The sequence below is a fragment of the Acidobacteriota bacterium genome, from assembly GCA_022562055.1.
In the GTDB taxonomy this organism is placed as follows: domain Bacteria; phylum Actinomycetota; class Acidimicrobiia; order Spongiisociales; family UBA5794; genus BMS3BBIN02.
Genome location: JADFQA010000013.1, coordinates 41,262 through 57,752 on the forward strand (window position 1 = coordinate 41,262; position 16,491 = coordinate 57,752).

13 protein-coding genes are annotated in these 16,491 nt (G+C 59.3%); 7 read left to right on the forward strand and 6 right to left on the reverse strand.

Translation table 11 applies throughout. The annotated features are described in order from the left end of the window. The first annotated feature begins 124 nt into the window (after positions 1-124). On the forward strand, positions 125-3,628 hold the full coding sequence (gene metH / locus IIC71_06220; protein ID MCH7668781.1) for a methionine synthase: 3,504 nt from the start codon (positions 125-127) through the stop codon (positions 3,626-3,628). A 35-nt stretch (positions 3,629-3,663) separates the two neighbouring features. Further along, positions 3,664-4,449 (forward strand): hypothetical protein, encoded by a 786-nt coding sequence (locus IIC71_06225; GenBank protein MCH7668782.1) that lies wholly within the window; start codon positions 3,664-3,666, stop codon positions 4,447-4,449. Positions 4,450-4,459: 10 nt separating this feature from the next. Here IIC71_06225 and IIC71_06230 read toward each other — a convergent pair whose 3' ends face one another. The 3 genes from IIC71_06230 to IIC71_06240 all read right to left on the reverse strand — a co-directional run bounded on the left by IIC71_06230 (position 4,460) and on the right by IIC71_06240 (position 6,507). Beyond that, the gene (locus tag IIC71_06230; GenBank protein MCH7668783.1) at positions 4,460-5,134 is read right to left on the reverse strand and encodes a rhomboid family intramembrane serine protease; all 675 of its coding nucleotides are present in this window, start codon (positions 5,132-5,134) and stop codon (positions 4,460-4,462) included. Between the two features lie 304 nt (positions 5,135-5,438). Further along, positions 5,439-5,906: a hypothetical protein gene (locus IIC71_06235; GenBank protein MCH7668784.1), complete on the reverse strand. Its 468-nt coding sequence runs from the start codon at positions 5,904-5,906 to the stop codon at positions 5,439-5,441. Between the two features lie 52 nt (positions 5,907-5,958). After that, positions 5,959-6,507 (reverse strand): sigma-70 family RNA polymerase sigma factor, encoded by a 549-nt coding sequence (locus IIC71_06240; protein ID MCH7668785.1) that lies wholly within the window; start codon positions 6,505-6,507, stop codon positions 5,959-5,961. Between the two features lie 241 nt (positions 6,508-6,748). Between IIC71_06240 and IIC71_06245 the strand changes: the two genes are divergently transcribed. The 5 genes from IIC71_06245 (at position 6,749) to IIC71_06265 (ending at position 12,761) form a co-directional block, all read left to right on the forward strand. Further along, complete coding sequence (locus IIC71_06245; protein MCH7668786.1) at positions 6,749-7,849, forward strand: S8/S53 family peptidase; 1,101 nt, start codon at positions 6,749-6,751, stop codon at positions 7,847-7,849. 128 nt (positions 7,850-7,977) lie between these two features. Continuing rightward, a complete protein-coding gene (locus IIC71_06250) occupies positions 7,978-9,096 on the forward strand; it encodes a hypothetical protein (protein MCH7668787.1) in 1,119 nt (372 codons plus the stop codon). 132 nt (positions 9,097-9,228) lie between these two features. Further along, entirely contained in the window at positions 9,229-10,527 is a 1,299-nt protein-coding gene (locus IIC71_06255) for a CHAT domain-containing protein (protein MCH7668788.1), read from the forward strand. Between the two features lie 487 nt (positions 10,528-11,014). Then, a complete protein-coding gene (locus tag IIC71_06260; protein ID MCH7668789.1) occupies positions 11,015-11,791 on the forward strand; it encodes a VOC family protein in 777 nt (258 codons plus the stop codon). 154 nt (positions 11,792-11,945) lie between these two features. Further along, on the forward strand, positions 11,946-12,761 hold the full coding sequence (locus IIC71_06265; protein ID MCH7668790.1) for an arylamine N-acetyltransferase: 816 nt from the start codon (positions 11,946-11,948) through the stop codon (positions 12,759-12,761). 24 nt (positions 12,762-12,785) lie between these two features. Here the strand turns inward: IIC71_06265 and IIC71_06270 are convergent, their stop codons facing one another. From IIC71_06270 to IIC71_06280, 3 genes are all read right to left on the reverse strand, one after another. Further along, positions 12,786-13,004 carry a hypothetical protein gene (locus IIC71_06270; protein MCH7668791.1) on the reverse strand — a complete coding sequence of 73 codons (219 nt, stop codon included), beginning with the start codon at positions 13,002-13,004 and terminating at the stop codon, positions 12,786-12,788. Positions 13,005-13,492: 488 nt separating this feature from the next. Then, positions 13,493-14,173, reverse strand: coding sequence for a TetR/AcrR family transcriptional regulator (locus IIC71_06275; protein MCH7668792.1), 681 nt, complete (start codon positions 14,171-14,173; stop codon positions 13,493-13,495). Beyond that, positions 14,170-16,389, reverse strand: coding sequence for an MMPL family transporter (locus IIC71_06280; protein MCH7668793.1), 2,220 nt, complete (start codon positions 16,387-16,389; stop codon positions 14,170-14,172). The genes IIC71_06275 and IIC71_06280 overlap by 4 nt, the downstream gene beginning before the upstream one ends. Between the last annotated feature and the right edge of the window lie 102 nt (positions 16,390-16,491).

The following is a 16,491-nucleotide window of genomic DNA, read 5'->3' on the forward strand; positions in this document are numbered from 1 at the left end:
GGCGTAGCCATCTTGAGTGCTCACCGAGCGCGTCAAGATAACTGAGCTATTCCACAAGGATCGGGTTCATGAAACGTCCGCCAAAACGTCGATGTTTGTACGGTGCTCCCCGTAGGGGTCTCGCGTGACTTCCTATATCGAGGCTGTCAGGTCTCGCGTAGTCATCTTCGACGGGGCCACCGGCACCACTCTGCAGCAGGCTGGTCTAACCGAAGATGACTTTGGTGGCCCCGATCTTGAGGGCTGCAACGAGCTGCTCTCCGTAACCCGGCCCGACATTATCGAAACGTTCCACGATTCGTTTCTCGCAATCGGGTGCGATGTTGTCGAGACGAATACGTTTGGTGGTTCCTCGATAACTCTCGCCGAATATGGGATAGCGGACAGGGCCTACGAACTCGCAAAGATCTCCGCCGAGATAGCGGTTCGTGTCGCCAAGGACCACGCCACTGTCGAACATCCGCGGTGGGTTGCCGGTTCTATCGGGCCAGGCACGAAGTTCGCGTCCCTTGGACACATCCGATATGCAGAGCTGCGCGATAGTTATGAGGAGCAAGCGAGAGGCCTTCTCGACGGAGGCGTCGATCTCTTCATCGTCGAGACTCAGTTCGACTTGCTTGGTCTGAAAGCCGCGGTGAATGGTTGCAAGGCTGCCATGTCACATGTGGGGCGTCCCGTGCCCATCCAGGCTCAGATCACCATGGAGCTCAACGGCCGCATGTTGCCAGGGACCGAGATCGGCGCGGCCCTCGCGGCGATCGATCCGCTTGGTATTGACGTAATCGGTCTCAACTGTGCGACCGGACCGTCCGAGATGACCGAGCATATTCGTCACCTATCCCGCCACTCAAGGATGCCAATTTCGGTGATTCCGAACGCAGGTCTCCCGTCTGTCGTCGATGGCGAGATGCACTACGACCTCGCAACGGGGGAACTAGCCCGACGCCACGTAGAGTTCATTTCGGAGTACGGAGTCAGCGTCGTGGGCGGATGTTGTGGGACGACGGTCGACGACATGCAAGCAGTCATCGACCTGTGTCGCGACCTCGAACCCGCCAGTCGAACCCCAGTTCACGAGGCGGGCGCCACTTCGATTTACTCGTTCGTTCCGTTTAAGCAGGACACCTCAATGTTGATCATCGGCGAACGCACCAACGCCAATGGGTCGAAGAGGTTCAGGGAGGCGCTTCTTAAGGAGGACTGGGATGCGTGTACCCAGGTGGGGAAGGACCAGGTTGCAGAGTCCGCCCACCTCGTCGATGTGTGCGTGGACTATGTCGGTCGGGACGGCGCCGCGGACATGGACGAGGTCGCCCAACGGTTCGCAACCCAGGTCGTTGCACCGCTCGTCCTCGATTCCACGGAGCCCGAAGTCATGCAGGCGGGTCTTGAGCGAATTGGTGGTCGCTCGGTACTCAACTCGGCCAACCTCGAAGAGGGGGATGCGCCAGGGTCGCGTCTCGATCGTGTTCTAACGCTCGCCAAGGAACACGGCGCTGCGGTGATCTGTCTGCTAATCGATGAGGACGGTCAGGCGCGTGACGTTGAGTGGAAGATGCGGGTTGCCCACCGGCTGTTCGATATCGCCACCGACAGGTACGGCCTGGAACCGTCTGATCTCATCTTTGACGCGCTCACGTTTCCGCTGTCGACCGGTGGGGAGGATCTTCGCCGCGATGCAATGGCCACGATGGACGCGATCAAACGGATCAAACGCGAGCTGCCGGGATGTTCGACGACCCTCGGTATTTCCAACGTTTCCTTTGGCCTCAACCCGGCTTCACGCCACGTCCTCAACTCGGTCTTTCTGAATGAATGTGTTGAGGCTGGCCTCGACTCCGCCATCCTCCACGCTGGTCGTATCGTGCCAATGAGCCGGATAACCGACGAGCAACGTACCGTGTGCCTCGACCTAATTTATGATCGCCGGACTCCCGACTACGACCCGCTCACAGAACTACTCGAGATTTTCGCCGACGTGAAATCTGTCAAGAACGTCGACGAGGACCGCACCGGATGGTCTGTCGAAGACCGCCTGATTGCTCGGATCATCGACGGTGAAAGGGAAGGACTGTCTCACGACCTGGACGAGGCACTTGAGACTGTGGGCGCCCTCGCAATAGTGAACGACATCCTCCTCGCAGGCATGAAGATTGTTGGCGAACGCTTCGCTAGCGGTGAAATGCAGCTCCCGTTCGTGCTCCAATCGGCGCAAACGATGAAGGCTTCGGTCACCTACCTTGAGCCCCACATGGAAAAAGCGGATGCCACCGGTAAAGCGTCGATTGTTCTCGCAACCGTCCGCGGTGATGTGCACGACATCGGTAAGAACCTTGTCGACATCATCCTCACAAACAACGGATATGTAGTGCACAACCTGGGTATCAAGATCGGAATCCAGGAAATGCTGGCAAAGGTTGTGGAAGTTGATGCCGATGCGATCGGGATGTCGGGGTTGCTTGTGAAATCGACTTTGGTCATGAAGGACAACCTCGAGGAGATCGCGCGACAGGGACTCGAATCAACGCCCGTTCTTCTCGGTGGCGCCGCGTTAACGCGCAAATACGTTGAATCCGACCTGCGTTCGGTGTACGAGGGTCCGCTGTTTTATGGCAAAGACGCCTTCGCTGGTCTTGCGGTGATGGAACAGATCGCTGAGATGAAACGAACCGGGGATACCGTGCCCGACTTTGGTCGAATCTCGACGAGACGATCCTACCCACAGGTCGCCAACAGGGCGGCCCCCGCCGATGTCCCGAAGCGTTCCCCAGAAGTCGCCACCGACAACCCGATATACGTTCCTCCGTTCTTAGGCTCGCGGGTTGTGAAGGGCATCGCGATTGATGAGATCGCTACCTTTATCAACGAGACGGCTCTGTTTAGAAACCAATGGCAACTCAGACCGGAGGGGGGCGAGACAGATGCCGAGTTCAAGGACCGAATCAGGCCTGAGTTGCGCAAGCGCCTCGCCGGTGTGAAAACCGACGAGCTGCTCAACCCACAGGTTGTGTACGGGTATTTTGCGGTGAACGGTGACGGTGACGATCTTATTGTGTGGGAGGACGACTCAAGGACTGTCGAGCGGACGAGGTTTGCGTTTCCGCGCCAGCGCCAGGCCCCGTTCCTGTGTATTGCCGACTTCTACCGGCCAGTTAGCTCCGAACAGCCGGACTATGCAGCTTTCCATATCGTGACGATGGGAGAAAGAGTCTCTGAGGTCACAGCCAACCTGTTTGCCGCCGATGAGTACCGCGATTACCTCTTCACCCACGGTCTCGGTGTTGAGATGGCCGAGGCTCTTGCGGAACTGTGGCACAAACGCATCCGAGACGAGTGGGGTTTTGGCGACGAGGACGGGCCCACCGTGTTGGGTCTGTTTCGGCAGCAGTACCGGGGCAGTAGATATTCGTGGGGATATCCGGCGTGTCCGGATCTGCGCGACAACGCTCGTGTTGCCGATTTGCTCGGTGCCGAGCGGATAGGGATAAACGTCAGCGAAGACACCGGATGGCAGTACCAACCCGAGCAAACGACCTCAGCAATTATTGCCCATCATCCGCGGGCCAAGTATTTCATTACCCGAGAGGACAAGTATTTCATTATCCGAGAGGACAAGTCCGATGAGTGATCGCCGGCAAGCAAGAGTGAAAAGGAGGCTTAGCGGTGTTCACCAAACACGATGAGTGGCTCGAGGTTGCCGAGGTCAACCCTCCAGATCTGCCTTCGATGGATCACCTGATGCTTGCGGGGGTGTGGCGTCATGTGTTGATCACTGACAACGTCTTTGGGAAAGTGAGGGTGTCGCCGTACGCGTACGCTGCCCGGATCACACACGATACGCCCGAAGTCCACCCCACGGTGGTGGTGTCGACCCGTGACCGAAACATTCTGGCTATCGAATCAGAGGTTCGGGGTGCGCTTGGTAACGGCGTGAACTCGTTTTTCGTCGTGATCGGAGACACCGTCCCCCAGGTCGATCACTACTCGCACCACTACGAGATTGTTGAGCACCTACGTGCCCTCCAGGCCGATATGCCTTGGTTTGAGGTTGGGATGCCGACCCGTTTTCGCAAGTGGCAGTTCCGCAAACGCGTCGATCTTGGTGCTGAGTTCCTTGTTGCCGGACCCGTACTAGACCCGGTCACCGTCGCCGAAAATATGGCGATGCTCGAACGTCGTGACGACGATCCACCGGTGTTTCTTGCTGTCATCCCGCCGTTCTCCCCTGGCTGGGTTAAGCGAGCGGAGGGGTTTGGGGCTATCTCCGCCACGGACGACCTGAAGAAGCGCCTTCTGGGGCTGCTTCCAGCCGAGCGTCGCGCGTTCGGGTGGGACGTAGCTCGGGAGACGGCCGAGGCTGCTCGCGAGGCGGGAGCAAGCGGAATTGTGCTCATGGGTCTTAAGTATTCAACCGTGATCGACGAAGCTCCGCTTGCATGGCGGCGCTAAAAGCGCAATCTTACAGAAACCAGATTGCGCCGATCGCGGCTACTCCGACAGCGGCGCCGACCATCGTTCGAAGCCGCGCGGCATTTGGACTCCGGGGGATCTGCCGCCACAGATAGGTAATGAGGACACCACCGATGAATCCTCCGAGATGCGCTTGCCAACTGATTTGAGGTATCGATAACCCGATGACGGCGTTGATCAGCAGCAGCGTGGTCATTTGCCGGAACATGGCGTTGCCGGCCGGGGTGTGGCGCGTGCTGTAGCCCTGGAGAAACCATGCGCCGAAGATTCCAAAGATTGCGCCCGACGCTCCCACAGCTACGAACGGGCCCGTTGCAATGATCAATGAAACGAGCGTGCCGACAACCCCTGAACCGATGTACAGCATCAGGAAGGGTCCTGATTTGGTCGAGCGCTCCAATGTCGGCCCGAGCACATACAGCGCGTACATGTTGAGTCCGACGTGCCAGATACCGGCGTGGAGGAACATTGCCGTGAACACCCGGTGTATCTGTCCTCCCTCTATCAGCCACGATGCGGCCGCGAAGTTCATGAAAATCGTATTGTCCAGTTCGACACTGAGTGCCCGCACGACAAACACGGCCACGTTGATTGCGAGCAGCGTCATCGTCACCGGGGCCGTTTCGAACGACGGCCGGCCAAAACCCTGTCGCGCGTTGACCACGCGAGTCGTGCCCGCCTTTTTCACACATTCTGGACATTTCTGTCCGACGGGCCCGGTCACCGCACATTCTCCGCAAATGTACTTGTCACATTCGCTGCAGCGCAGCTTCGTGGGTGTGTGCGTGTGCCGGTAACACGCTGGGTGGCTCTCGTTCATTTCGCCGAGACTAGTGGTGTCGCTGTGGATAACCGTGCACACAACGGTTCGGGCGAATGCCCTAGGACGCACCGTCGTCGCTACTGGCCTGTCAGCCGGTCGCCGAGACCGGTTCTAAGTCACGGCAACGATCACGCGGTAAAAGCTGTCACACAGTAAAGGAGGTTGTCGTTGCAATGGTCTCGCCGTTGCTGGCGAGGCGCAGGCGAACAGGTCCCGCGGGAATGTCCCCGAAATGGAACGATCCAACAGCGTCGAGCTGTTGCATCTGTTCTCCTGCGGTGTGCACAAGGACGATGTGACCTTCGATGTCAGGGATAACCTGGCCGGTGATCGATCGGTCCCGTTCGTTGATTTCGAACTCGAAAGTGATCGTCTCCGACTCGAAGCTCATAACCCGTGGCAACACACCAACCGACCGCACGGAGACGGTTTCGTCGCGCAGCGAGTCGTATGTCATCTGGGCCAGGTCGCCATCGAGTGTCCTCAGCACATAGAGGCTTGACGCGAGGGAGACGAGGTTGTCAGGCTCCGGGTGGAGCAGCTCAATTCCTTGTCGCAGTTTGTTCAGCATGGTCCGTTCCCGCTGTTTCTGCTCGTCTGGGTCTACATCCACCTGAATCCCCTTCGTACACAACAGAGTCGCTGAGAGGTGTCGTGATACATTGTCATGGGGCACCCTCCAACAGGCTCTCCAACTTTGCAAGACAGCGTGATCGTGTAGGCCCTAGAGAACCGACGGGTTTCCCAATAGTTTCGGCCACCTCTGTGTAGGTCAATGGCGGGTCCAATGTGAGCAGCGCGAGAAGCTGCCGGCATGGTTCGTCGAGATTCAGGAATGCTTCCCCGATTCGGCGGCGCTCATCGTTATCGATCGTTTCGCTTTCGGGGGAGTCCAGCGCGACAAACTTGTCTTCGAACTCGGTCGGTGTTTCGCGCGACAGTTTCTTGGAGACCCGCATGGCCTCGTTGCGCGCAGTTGTTGACAGCCACGAGGCGAGATAGTCCGGGTTTCTGATGGAGCCGAGGTTCTCGACAAGTTTGCACCAGACGGTTTGATAGACATCCTCTGCCGTTGCGCGGTCGAGACGATACGGTGAGAGAACCCACCACACCAGGCGGTGGTAGCGCTCAAGTAGCTCATCCCACGCATCCCGGCTACCCGCATCGGCGGCCGAGAGAAGGGAGGCGTTGCTTGAGTCGGTGTGTCGTGCCACTTCGAAATGATAGGGAGCGCCACATTGAACAGTCGATTCTGGCAAACTGTGCCCGGTAGGGTCAAGGGTCAGGTGACGAGGAGTTCACGATGAGTTCTGCACGAGGTAAGGGTTCGAACGGGGGAGAGAAGCGACCGGACAAGAGTCCGCTTGACGGACCACGGGCGAAGGTGGGGGGAAGCGAATTCGTCATTCTGGAAAGAGCTTTGGCTCCCGGTACCACTACGTAACAGGTGAGTTGGTGGCGGATGCTGCAGCCGCCGACGAAGTGTTGTCCGCACTTCGCACGATGGGCGTCGAAGTGTCCACGATTGTTCCGATCGGCAATACTGATCTGGTTTCAATTGCAGTGGACGCACGCACCTCGATCGACCACGTCGCGAGTCTCCTCAACGGGTCTCTCCCGGTCGAACCGAATCATGTTCTCACGACCCATTCTCACCTGGGCGGTCTGGGGGTGCTGAGACCGCAGGCAGTTGACCCCTCAAAGATCCCAACTCGTGAGCTTAAGGGCCGTGGCGCCGGTGTCACGATCGGCGTTGTCGACTCTTCGTTCTATGCCCCCGGCGACGCAGGCCACCCTGTATGGGCAATCGATGGAATTGTCTTCGACACCGTCGCACCCGTTCCCTCAACCGCAGGAGTCCACGACGTGTCGATCGGTCACGGCAACGCGGTGGTGAGCATCATTAAGCAGCTCGCACCGCAGGCCTTGGTGTTCACGTCGACAGTCCATACGGAGAAGGGCGATGTAGCCGGTGCAATGTCCGATTGTTCTGTCGCAGCCGCGATCGAAGAGCTCCTCGGCAAACATCGAATCCACATACTCGTACTTCCCCTGGGTGGATCGACCAGGGCGGGAGCAATGCCTGCTATCACACGCGCTCTTGACCCGTATCTGGCGTCAACTGTCGTGATTGCATCGGCTGGCAACAACGGTGACGATCCAACGGTGTATCCGGCGTCGGACCCTGACGTTGTCGGTGTTGCGGCTTGGAGGTCGACAGCGGTGGATCTCGGCTATGCCAAGGGCGCAGCGAAGGTTGTTATGGAACCCTTTGCCGGGCTCCCGAAACTTTCGCTTGCACCATGGTCAAACGGTGGCGTGTGCGCCCAGCTTGCCGCTCCAGGCGTTCGTGTTCCCACCCCGTTCTTGACAGGGTCGTTTGCGATCCGCGGCGGAGACAAAAACACCGGCGACTACGTCACAACGCAGAATTTCGACGGCTGGGCGTTGTTCACCGGCACATCATTTGCTGCTCCGATCGCGGCTGGGGTTGCCGCCGGGGAAGTGGGTGGCACGACGCCAACGGTCGGTGACATCCTCGACTCCCTGTTCTGATGTCAGATGGAGCGGGCGACAATTTTGTTATCCCCTTGGGAGTAGTCCGCAAGCCGCGGTTGGATCGAATTCGCCGGACGACCGTGCATGTCTGGGGGAGTTCGGCGGCTCGCGTTGACGGTTAGCTCTTGAGCACTCCGGACCTTGAACGGGCGCGTCGGGCCTATGCCGTCAGCAGGGGTGACCCGGTGCGTGCGATCCGCGAAGCTGAGGCTCTGATTGCTGAAAAACCAGGGGTCGATGCGGAGATAGTCGCGTTGTCTGCGATCGGACTAGCTAAGCGCATGGTGTTTGAGGCGGATGTCGCGGTCGAGTTCTTGGAACGAGCCGCCGATCTTGCCCGCTCCGCAGGGAATGGTCAGCTCCTCGGTGAGACACTTCGCAGTTTGGCCTTTGACTACGCAAGCGGCGGTGACATTCCGCGGGCGGTCGAGACCATTCAACAGGCCAAGGCGCTGCTCGACGGCGATGACTTGATGAAGGCGGAGCTTCAGCACGCGTTCGTGATGTTGCAGGATGCTCGGTACGTGGAGGGGATTTCGCTCATAGACAACGTGCTCGACTCGTTCGACATTGCTGACCCAAGCCTCCTCGAACTGATGCATGGCAACCGCGGATCCGCACATCTGACGTTGGGTCGTGTCGAGTTGGCGATTTCCGACCACCATGTTGTTTACGACATCGCTACTGAGAACGATCATCCGGCTACGGCGGCGGATGCCGCGTTGCACCTGGCTCAGGGATACGCCGACCTCGGCCAAATGCCGATCGCGATGCACTGGCAGGGTGTTGCTGGGGAGTTGTACGACACACGAGTACCGCACCACGTGGTCGGGCACATGGAGCGCGCTATCGTCCTCATCGAGGCAGGGTTGTACGAGGAAGCGACAGGCGTTCTCGAGGTGACCATCCCCCGATTAGAAGCGTCGGATGGGAACGAAATCATCGTTCGGATGGCACTGCTGCACTTGATCGACGTTCATATGCGCGCTGGGAGGAAAGCCGAGGCGCTTCGGGTTGTCGAGTCGATGAAGATCCCCACCGACAACTCGCGGTTCGCTCCGGATCTCCTTCTCGCCGCCGCCCGGGTTCGTCTCGCCAATGGCGTTGCAGACAACACGACTCTTGCGAGCCTCCTACTTGATGGCGAAGAGACCGAGCACGATGAGGGGGTTCACGCAATGGCGGTCAGGCTCGAAGCTGTCCCGCTTGCGATCCGGTTGGGCTCGACGGATATTGCAAGATAGCTCTCCCAAAGTGTCGCACACGATGTCGGCGGTTTACGACTCGATCTTCTCCGGGCGATCGCCAACGCTGCGCTGGCGGTGGCAGCCGGCGACTTTGTAAGTGCGCTGCAGCTTCTTGGTGAGACTGTGTTGATGTTGGACCGGCTCCGAGTCACACTTGGTGCGACCAAACTACGGTTGCTCGTCGCCCGCCAGGGTCACGACACGGTAACTCTGGCCGTCGGTATCGCGCTTGCCGAATCGGACCCTGACCTGCTGTTCACTTGGTTGGAACGCAGCAGAGCCTCGACGCTGACGCTTGAACGAATGGCACACACCCCCGCCATCGACGGGGCGAGAGTCGCGCTGAGGAAAGTGGCCCAGGCGTTGGCGGATGACCCTGGAAACGCCGACCTGGTGGCCGAGGTGCCGATCCGAGAGGCCGATCTCGCCAACGTAACGCGCGCGGCTGGCGGCACAAAACACGTCGCAAACGAGCTTGTCACCCTCGTGGACGTTGTACCAAGACTCGATGGGCGTACTCTCGTGATGTTCTTTGAGCATGGGACCCGACTCAGTGCTCTGGTTGCGGACGCTGCCGGTCGACGCATCGTCCAGTACGGCGAGCTTTCGCCGATCTCCGCTTCGGTACGTCACGTGGCGGCGGGGCTGCGTCGTATCGCTCGCGACGCTGGGTCTCCGAAGGGGATTGATGCGGCTGGCGTCTTGGTGCGACATCACGTCGAACGGTTGCGAGCGGCACTGCTCGATCCGCTGGGGTCGGTGGGTCGGCTGCTCATTGTCCCTTCGCCCTCAAACGAGGTGGTCCCGTGGGTTTTGCTGGCTGCGGTCCCCGTCGAAGTAACGCCGTCGGTGCAGACTTGGCTTAGGCCGCAGCTACCAGTGAATGGCACCCGAGTTGTTGTAGCCGGGCCAGGTCTGACCCGCGCCGAGGAGGAGGTGACGGCCGTCGCTGAAACGCTGGACGCCTCAGTGGTGAGAACTGGCCAAGACTTGCTTGCCTCTCTGGACAACAGTGCGGTTCTTCACGTGTCGACCCATGCCACACCGCGCTACGACAACCCGATGTTTAGTTTCATCTCCATGGATGACGGCCCAGTCCGGATTTACGACTTCGAGTCGGTCGGATCGTCACCACGTCTGGTTGTGTTAGCGGCATGTGATGCAGCAGCGTCGTCGTCCCGCGCGGGCAGCGACGTGATGGGCCTTGGAACAGCATTCTTGGGTCTGGGATCGACCTCGGTTGTCGCGCCGCTGTTCGTCGTGTCTGATGAGATGACGACAGCCGTTATGGCGGGGTTCTACGAGGCCTTAGTGGCGGGGTTGGACACCGCCCAAGCATTGGCTCGAGTAGTGGCAACCGCGAAATCGGCTCGCGAACGTTTTACCGCTGGGTCGTTCATTTGTCTCGGCCGAGCGGTGTGTCTGTAGCTCGGCGAAGTCCTCTGGCTCGTCGGTAACACCCCATCGGCGCGCTCCACGACGAAGGCTTGTCAGAATTCTTCGAAAGTTCTGTATCAGAGGCAGGGGTGTGCCCTCTATTGGGTTGTCGGCGTAGCCACGAGGGGGGCCGCCGGCAGAGCGGGGGGTACAACCAGGTGGGGCACGGGACGGTTTTGGACCCGGGCCTGACCGATGGTTGGACCGTCGCATACATGCGAGGGGCATTTGGACGGCGGGCCACGGGTGAGGGCTATCGATCTTGTAGGGGAGATCGGTAGCCTCCACCGCGTGTAGGGGAAATTTGCGCGAGGTGGCAAGACGGCTGATTCTTGTCGGGCGTATTTGTTACGTCTGTCAGGCAGTCGAAAGGCGGGCCGTGCGCACCGACAATATGTCGATTATGTGGCGCGGTTTTCGTAGTAATTGTGGGTCGGCAAATGCACCGATCCGGAGGCATACGCAAGGGAGCGCTCCTATGGGTAAGACAGGCGGATTCAATTGGGTCGACTTGATGTCGACCGACGCAGCAGGGTCCAAGGAATTCTATGCAAAGCTGTTCGACTGGACGGCAACGGATGTGCAGACACCCGACGGAAGCGTCTACGCGCTTCTTTCGCATGACGGCGACCTCGTTGCCGGCTTAGGTGAGCACTCGAGCGAGATGATTGAGCGTGGCGTGCCGTCGGTGTGGGCCAGCTATGTGACGGTCGATGATGTCGGGGCGAGTGTTGCCAAAGTCGAAGGACTCGGTGGCACGGTCGTGCGGCCCGAGATGGAGATTCCGGGTTCTGGGACCATGGCCGTTATCAACGACCCCACCGGCGCAACGGTTGCGATGTGGCAGGACGGCGGTCACACCGGCGCCGACAAGTTCAATACACCGAACTCTCTCACATGGAACGAGCTGCTGACACGGGATCCGAGCGCGGCAACCGAGTTCTATTCGGCAATGTTCGGCTGGACGTTTGATCCAATGGAAGGTGCTGATCCAGCGTACAACATCATCATAAATGACGGTGCTCCAAATGGTGGCGTGATGGATGCTGGGAGCGTTCTGCCAGACGGAGTCCCGAACATGTGGGGTGTGTACTTTTCGGTCGCCGACGCCGATGCCACCGCGCAAGCTGCCGTGGCTGCAGGAGGGTCGATCGTTCGCGAGCCATTTGACGCTCCGGGGGTGGGCCGCATCGTGATAATCGCTGACCCGCAGGGCGCGGTTTTTTCGGCGATCGTGTCGGTGCCGCAGGAGTAAACGCAAACGGTCCGGGCTCCCACTGCGAGGCCGTGGAGACGGGGTGCCGCTTGGGCGGCACCCCGCTCTCGTCCATCCAAACTTCGTAGAACGATACTAAGACGCATAGGTTGTAGGGTGCGAACGTGTGATCAAGCAACAGCCGGTAGGAAGTATGGATCGCAGGGAGAAGGGAAGGGTCCGGTTCGTGACAGCGGACCCGACGGCCCGTGTCAGCAAGGCTCACGTACGCGCCCTCGACGCGGATCGAGTCGAGCGATACCTCAATCGGATCGGTGTGCGACCATCGGGCCCCCCGACGCTCGCAGCACTCGGCGCCTTATCCCATGCTCATTGCACGACGATTCCGTTCGAGAATCTCGACATTCACCTTGAGAAAGCTATCTCGCTAGTCCCGGATGAGATTGTTGACAAGATCACATCCGGGCACCGCGGCGGCTTCTGTTACGAACTCAACGGGGCGTTCGCTTCACTGCTGACGTCGCTTGGGTACGACGTAGATCTGCTCGAGGCCCGCGTGTACAGCGGTGGTCGGCTGGGGGTGCGTTTCGATCACCTAACGCTTGTTGCGTATTTCGAGGGAGGAGAGTGGTTGATAGATGTCGGCTTTGGCATCCTGATTCCCGCGCCGATTCGAATCGACGAACTCGGCTCGGCCGGCACCTTCTACTTAGCTCCCACCGAGACAGATTGGATCGATCTTGTCGACGCCGGCGTGCTGCAGTACAGCTTCGACCGGCGGCCCCATCGACTTGTAGATTTCGCGGCTGCGTGCATATACCACCAAACGTCAGTCGATTCGGCTTTCACGAAGAAGACCATCTGCACGTTGCCAAACGATCGGGGAAAAGTCACAATCTCGGGCCGTGACTTGATCGTCACAGTCGACGGAGTGAAGAGCCGACGCACAATTACAGACGACGACGAACTCAAGTCGCTGTACGAGACGGAGTTTGGGCTGTCGTTGTAGGACGCGGAGGGGGAGGATTTGTGTTCAAAGGATCTGCCCCAGGACCATTCGAGTTGCGATCAGCGTAAGTGTAGTTTTGTACAGAAGTACAAACGTCCGTCCGTCGACCTTGTCGAGTATCCGGCTGCCCACGATGGTGCCGGCGATCACTGCGAGAACTGTTAGAAAGAGCAACGTCGTGTATTCGGACCACGCAAATCCGGCGACACCGAACACGATGATCTTCACAACATGGCCTTGCATCTGGCACACTGCCTTCGTGCCAATTACCTGGTGCCTGGTGAGTCCAAGATGGAGGAAAAACGGCGCGATCAGCGGACCTGAGCTGCCGAACGAAGACCCGCGATCCGTTCGATGCGATTTGGATGACGCCGTGCAGCGGTATCGCGACGACCGGAGGGAGGAAGGAGACCAGCGCGCCGAGCAGCAAGATACCGCCACCCATCCCGATGATGGCGGATACGATTGCGGTCGCAAACGAGATTGCGACGAGCAGGGCGAGCGTTGTTGGTTCCATCACCTTCCGTTGGTTGACTAGGTCTAGTGTTCCATGGCGATTCCCACAAACGGCGGGGCCACGGAGAAAGCTCTGGGCAATTGTCCCGCGTGAAACGATTGGGATTGTTTCGGGGAGAACCCTGGGGAGCGGGGTTTGCGGTGCAAGAACGACCATTCTTGGGCGCGCTGATCCGTGTGAAGGGACACGAAACGGCGTAGATTGGTCCGCGGCGCTACCTTGCGAGACCGCGTCGTATGATCGTGAGCGTCTGGTCAATGACGGCTGCGTCGTCGACCGGGAACGGTGTCGGGTCGTTGTTCTTGTTGATCAGAACCAGCGCGGTGCCATGGACAGAACCCCACAGAGCGATCGCTGCCTGTTGCGGATCGACATCAGCGCGAATTTCTCCCGTTTTCATACCCTCCGCGATGAGCGCTGCAACGATGACGAGCAGTTGGTACCCCGGGAGTGACTGCCTTTCGTCTTCAGTCATGTCACCTGGGAGCGTGAAGGTCCACATCGCTACATACTGTTCACCGCGGTGGATGCCAAACTTGATGTACGCCTCGCTTATCGCTTGGAGGCGATCAAGCGCAGATCCGCCCTGGAGCGCGGACAGGACAGCTTCTTCGAGCTCTGCAAAGCGGCGCGTGCAGCACTGGAAGAACAGTTCGTCCTTGTCGGCAAAGTGGATGTAGAGCGACGGCGGTGTGACGCCGACGAGATCCGCAATGGCGCGCATCGAAACACTGTCTGTAGAGCCCTTCTGGATGAGAAGCTGCTCAGCAGCATCGAGGATTTCTTCTCGGAGCCTGTCGCCTTCCCCCTTGCGGGCACGCTGTCGCGTCGTTCCGACCCCCGGCGCAAGCGCTCGCCGGGGGCCACGTGAGATGTGGAATGGGTCTGACATCACGCCTCTGTGGGTAGGCGCTCCAGTGTAGGTGCGGGATCGGCATCGAGTTCGACCGTGTCGGAGATCCCGATACGAGCATGGAGCCGAACCATCCAACGTGGCGCCCACCAGTTGACCGATCCAGCCAGTGTCATAAACGCTGGTACGAGGGTTGCTCGTACGATGAATGCATCGACGAGCACGGCCAGAGTCATGCCGATGCCGAACATTTGGATTGTAAGGACGCTCGACGTGGCAAATGCGATGAACACTACGGCGATCAAGACTGCGGCTGCGGTCACGATGCGACCCGTCTTCTCGAGACCGAGGGCGACCGAGGCTTCGTTGTCGCCGGTTCGGTCGTACTCCTCTTTGATGCGCGAGAGGAGAAAGACTTCGTAGTCCATGGACAAACCAAAGGCGATCACGAAGATCAGGATCGGCATCGTCAGATCGATGCTCCCGGTGCTGGTGAACCCGATGATGTCAGCGAGGTTTCCGTCCTGGAAAATCCACACCAGCGCCCCGAAGGTCGCCGTGAGCGACAGGACGTTCAAGATGATCGCCTTTATGGGCATAATCACCGACCCAAACATGACGAACAGCAGCACAAACGTGACGGTTGCGATGATAAGTATGGCCCAGGGGAGCGATCCGAACAGCGACGCCTTGGTGTCGACGAAGTCAGCCGCTGAACCACCGATGAGGACATCGAACGGTGTCTCGATTGCGCGAGCGTCGTTGACAAGGGTTTCCGCTGCCGGGCTGATTGGATCGGCGCTCGTGATCACGGACAGATAAGTATCGGTTCCGTTGCTGAATCGGGCGCTGGCGGGCGTCGGTTCAGCTACCAGACGTCCGTCAACGTAGGTGCCGCTGAACGCATCGACGCGGGCGACGTTGTCGATTGCCGACAGCGTGGCTGCGTACAACGCAACGGAAGCATCGTTTCCTGGAACACCCGCAATCACAGCATCAAGAGGTGTTGATTCGAAGGATATGAAATCGCTCCGAAGGATGTCGCCGACAATTCGTGCGTTCGAGGTCTCTTGGAGTACCCGGTCATCGGACTGGCCAAGCTGAATTCTGGTGAAGGGGAGTCCGAGCACGATGAGAAAGACGATCGCAACGGAGGCGATCATGACCGGACGCCTCATCACCGTGATCGCGATTCGGTGCCACACCCCGGACCCTTCAGCAACCGGCTTGATCTTGCGCACCCGGCCTCTTTCGATCCTGTGGCCGAGCGTGGCGAGTGTCGCGGGGAGAACGATGACTGCACCGAACGCTGCCATAGCCACTACGGCAATACCGGCGTAGCCGAACGATCGGAGAAATGCCAGATCGAAGACGAGCATTGCGCTCAGCGAAGCTGCAACGGTGGCAGCGCTAAACAACACCGTCCGACCCGCGGTGCGCGTTGTGCGTACGGCCGCCTCGTGCGGCGAGAAGCCGAGCGAGAGTTCCTCTCTGAAACGCGACACCACCAGCAGCGAGTAGTCGATGGCTAGGCCGAGACCGAGCGCTGTGGTCAGGTTGAGAGCGAATATCGAGACCTCGGTGATACCGGTGAGTATCTGGAGGATGGCGAGTGTTCCCACGATTGCGAGTCCGCCGATTAGGAGCGGCAGGGCCGCTGCCACGAGGCTGCCGAAGATGAGAACTAGGAGAAGTCCCGTGAGGGGGAACGCGATGGCCTCGGCTGTGGCGAGGTCGTTTTCGATCGTTTCGGTCATCTCGGCAAACAGAGGACCGGAACCACCGATCTGCACTTCGACTCCGTCGATTGTGCCCTGGTACTTTTCTGCGAGATCCCCAGAGCGGGTCAAAACTTCGCTTTGTGTGCCCTCGACGCTTACGAAGATCAGGGCGCGGGTGCCGTCGGTCGATTTCAGCGCGGCGGGAGAACCGAGTTCCCAGTACGAGGAGGTGCCGGTAACAAATTCCTCCGCGGCCAGTCGCTGTGAAATGCCGACCCCGGTTTGTGCGACCAAAGGGTCGTCGACGCTACCGGTGGCAGTGGTGATCACGATCGCCATTGCCGGGCTCGATACACCGAACTGGTCCTCGAGGTAGTTGTCAGCCAACACCGACTCGGCGCCCGCATCCTGGAAACCCCCGCTCGACAGCGACTCCGCGACCGAACCACCGTAGGCACCGGCGGCGACAAAACCCACAAGCGTCGCGATCAGAATGATCTTGCGCCACCTGACGATGGCCTGTCCAAGAGTTTCCACGAGTTCTCCTAGGATAACGATTATAAGTATTCAGCGTTAAGTTAACATCGATAATACATTTCCTCAAGACCGAGTTCGTGATCGTCGCTAGCCGACTGTGCG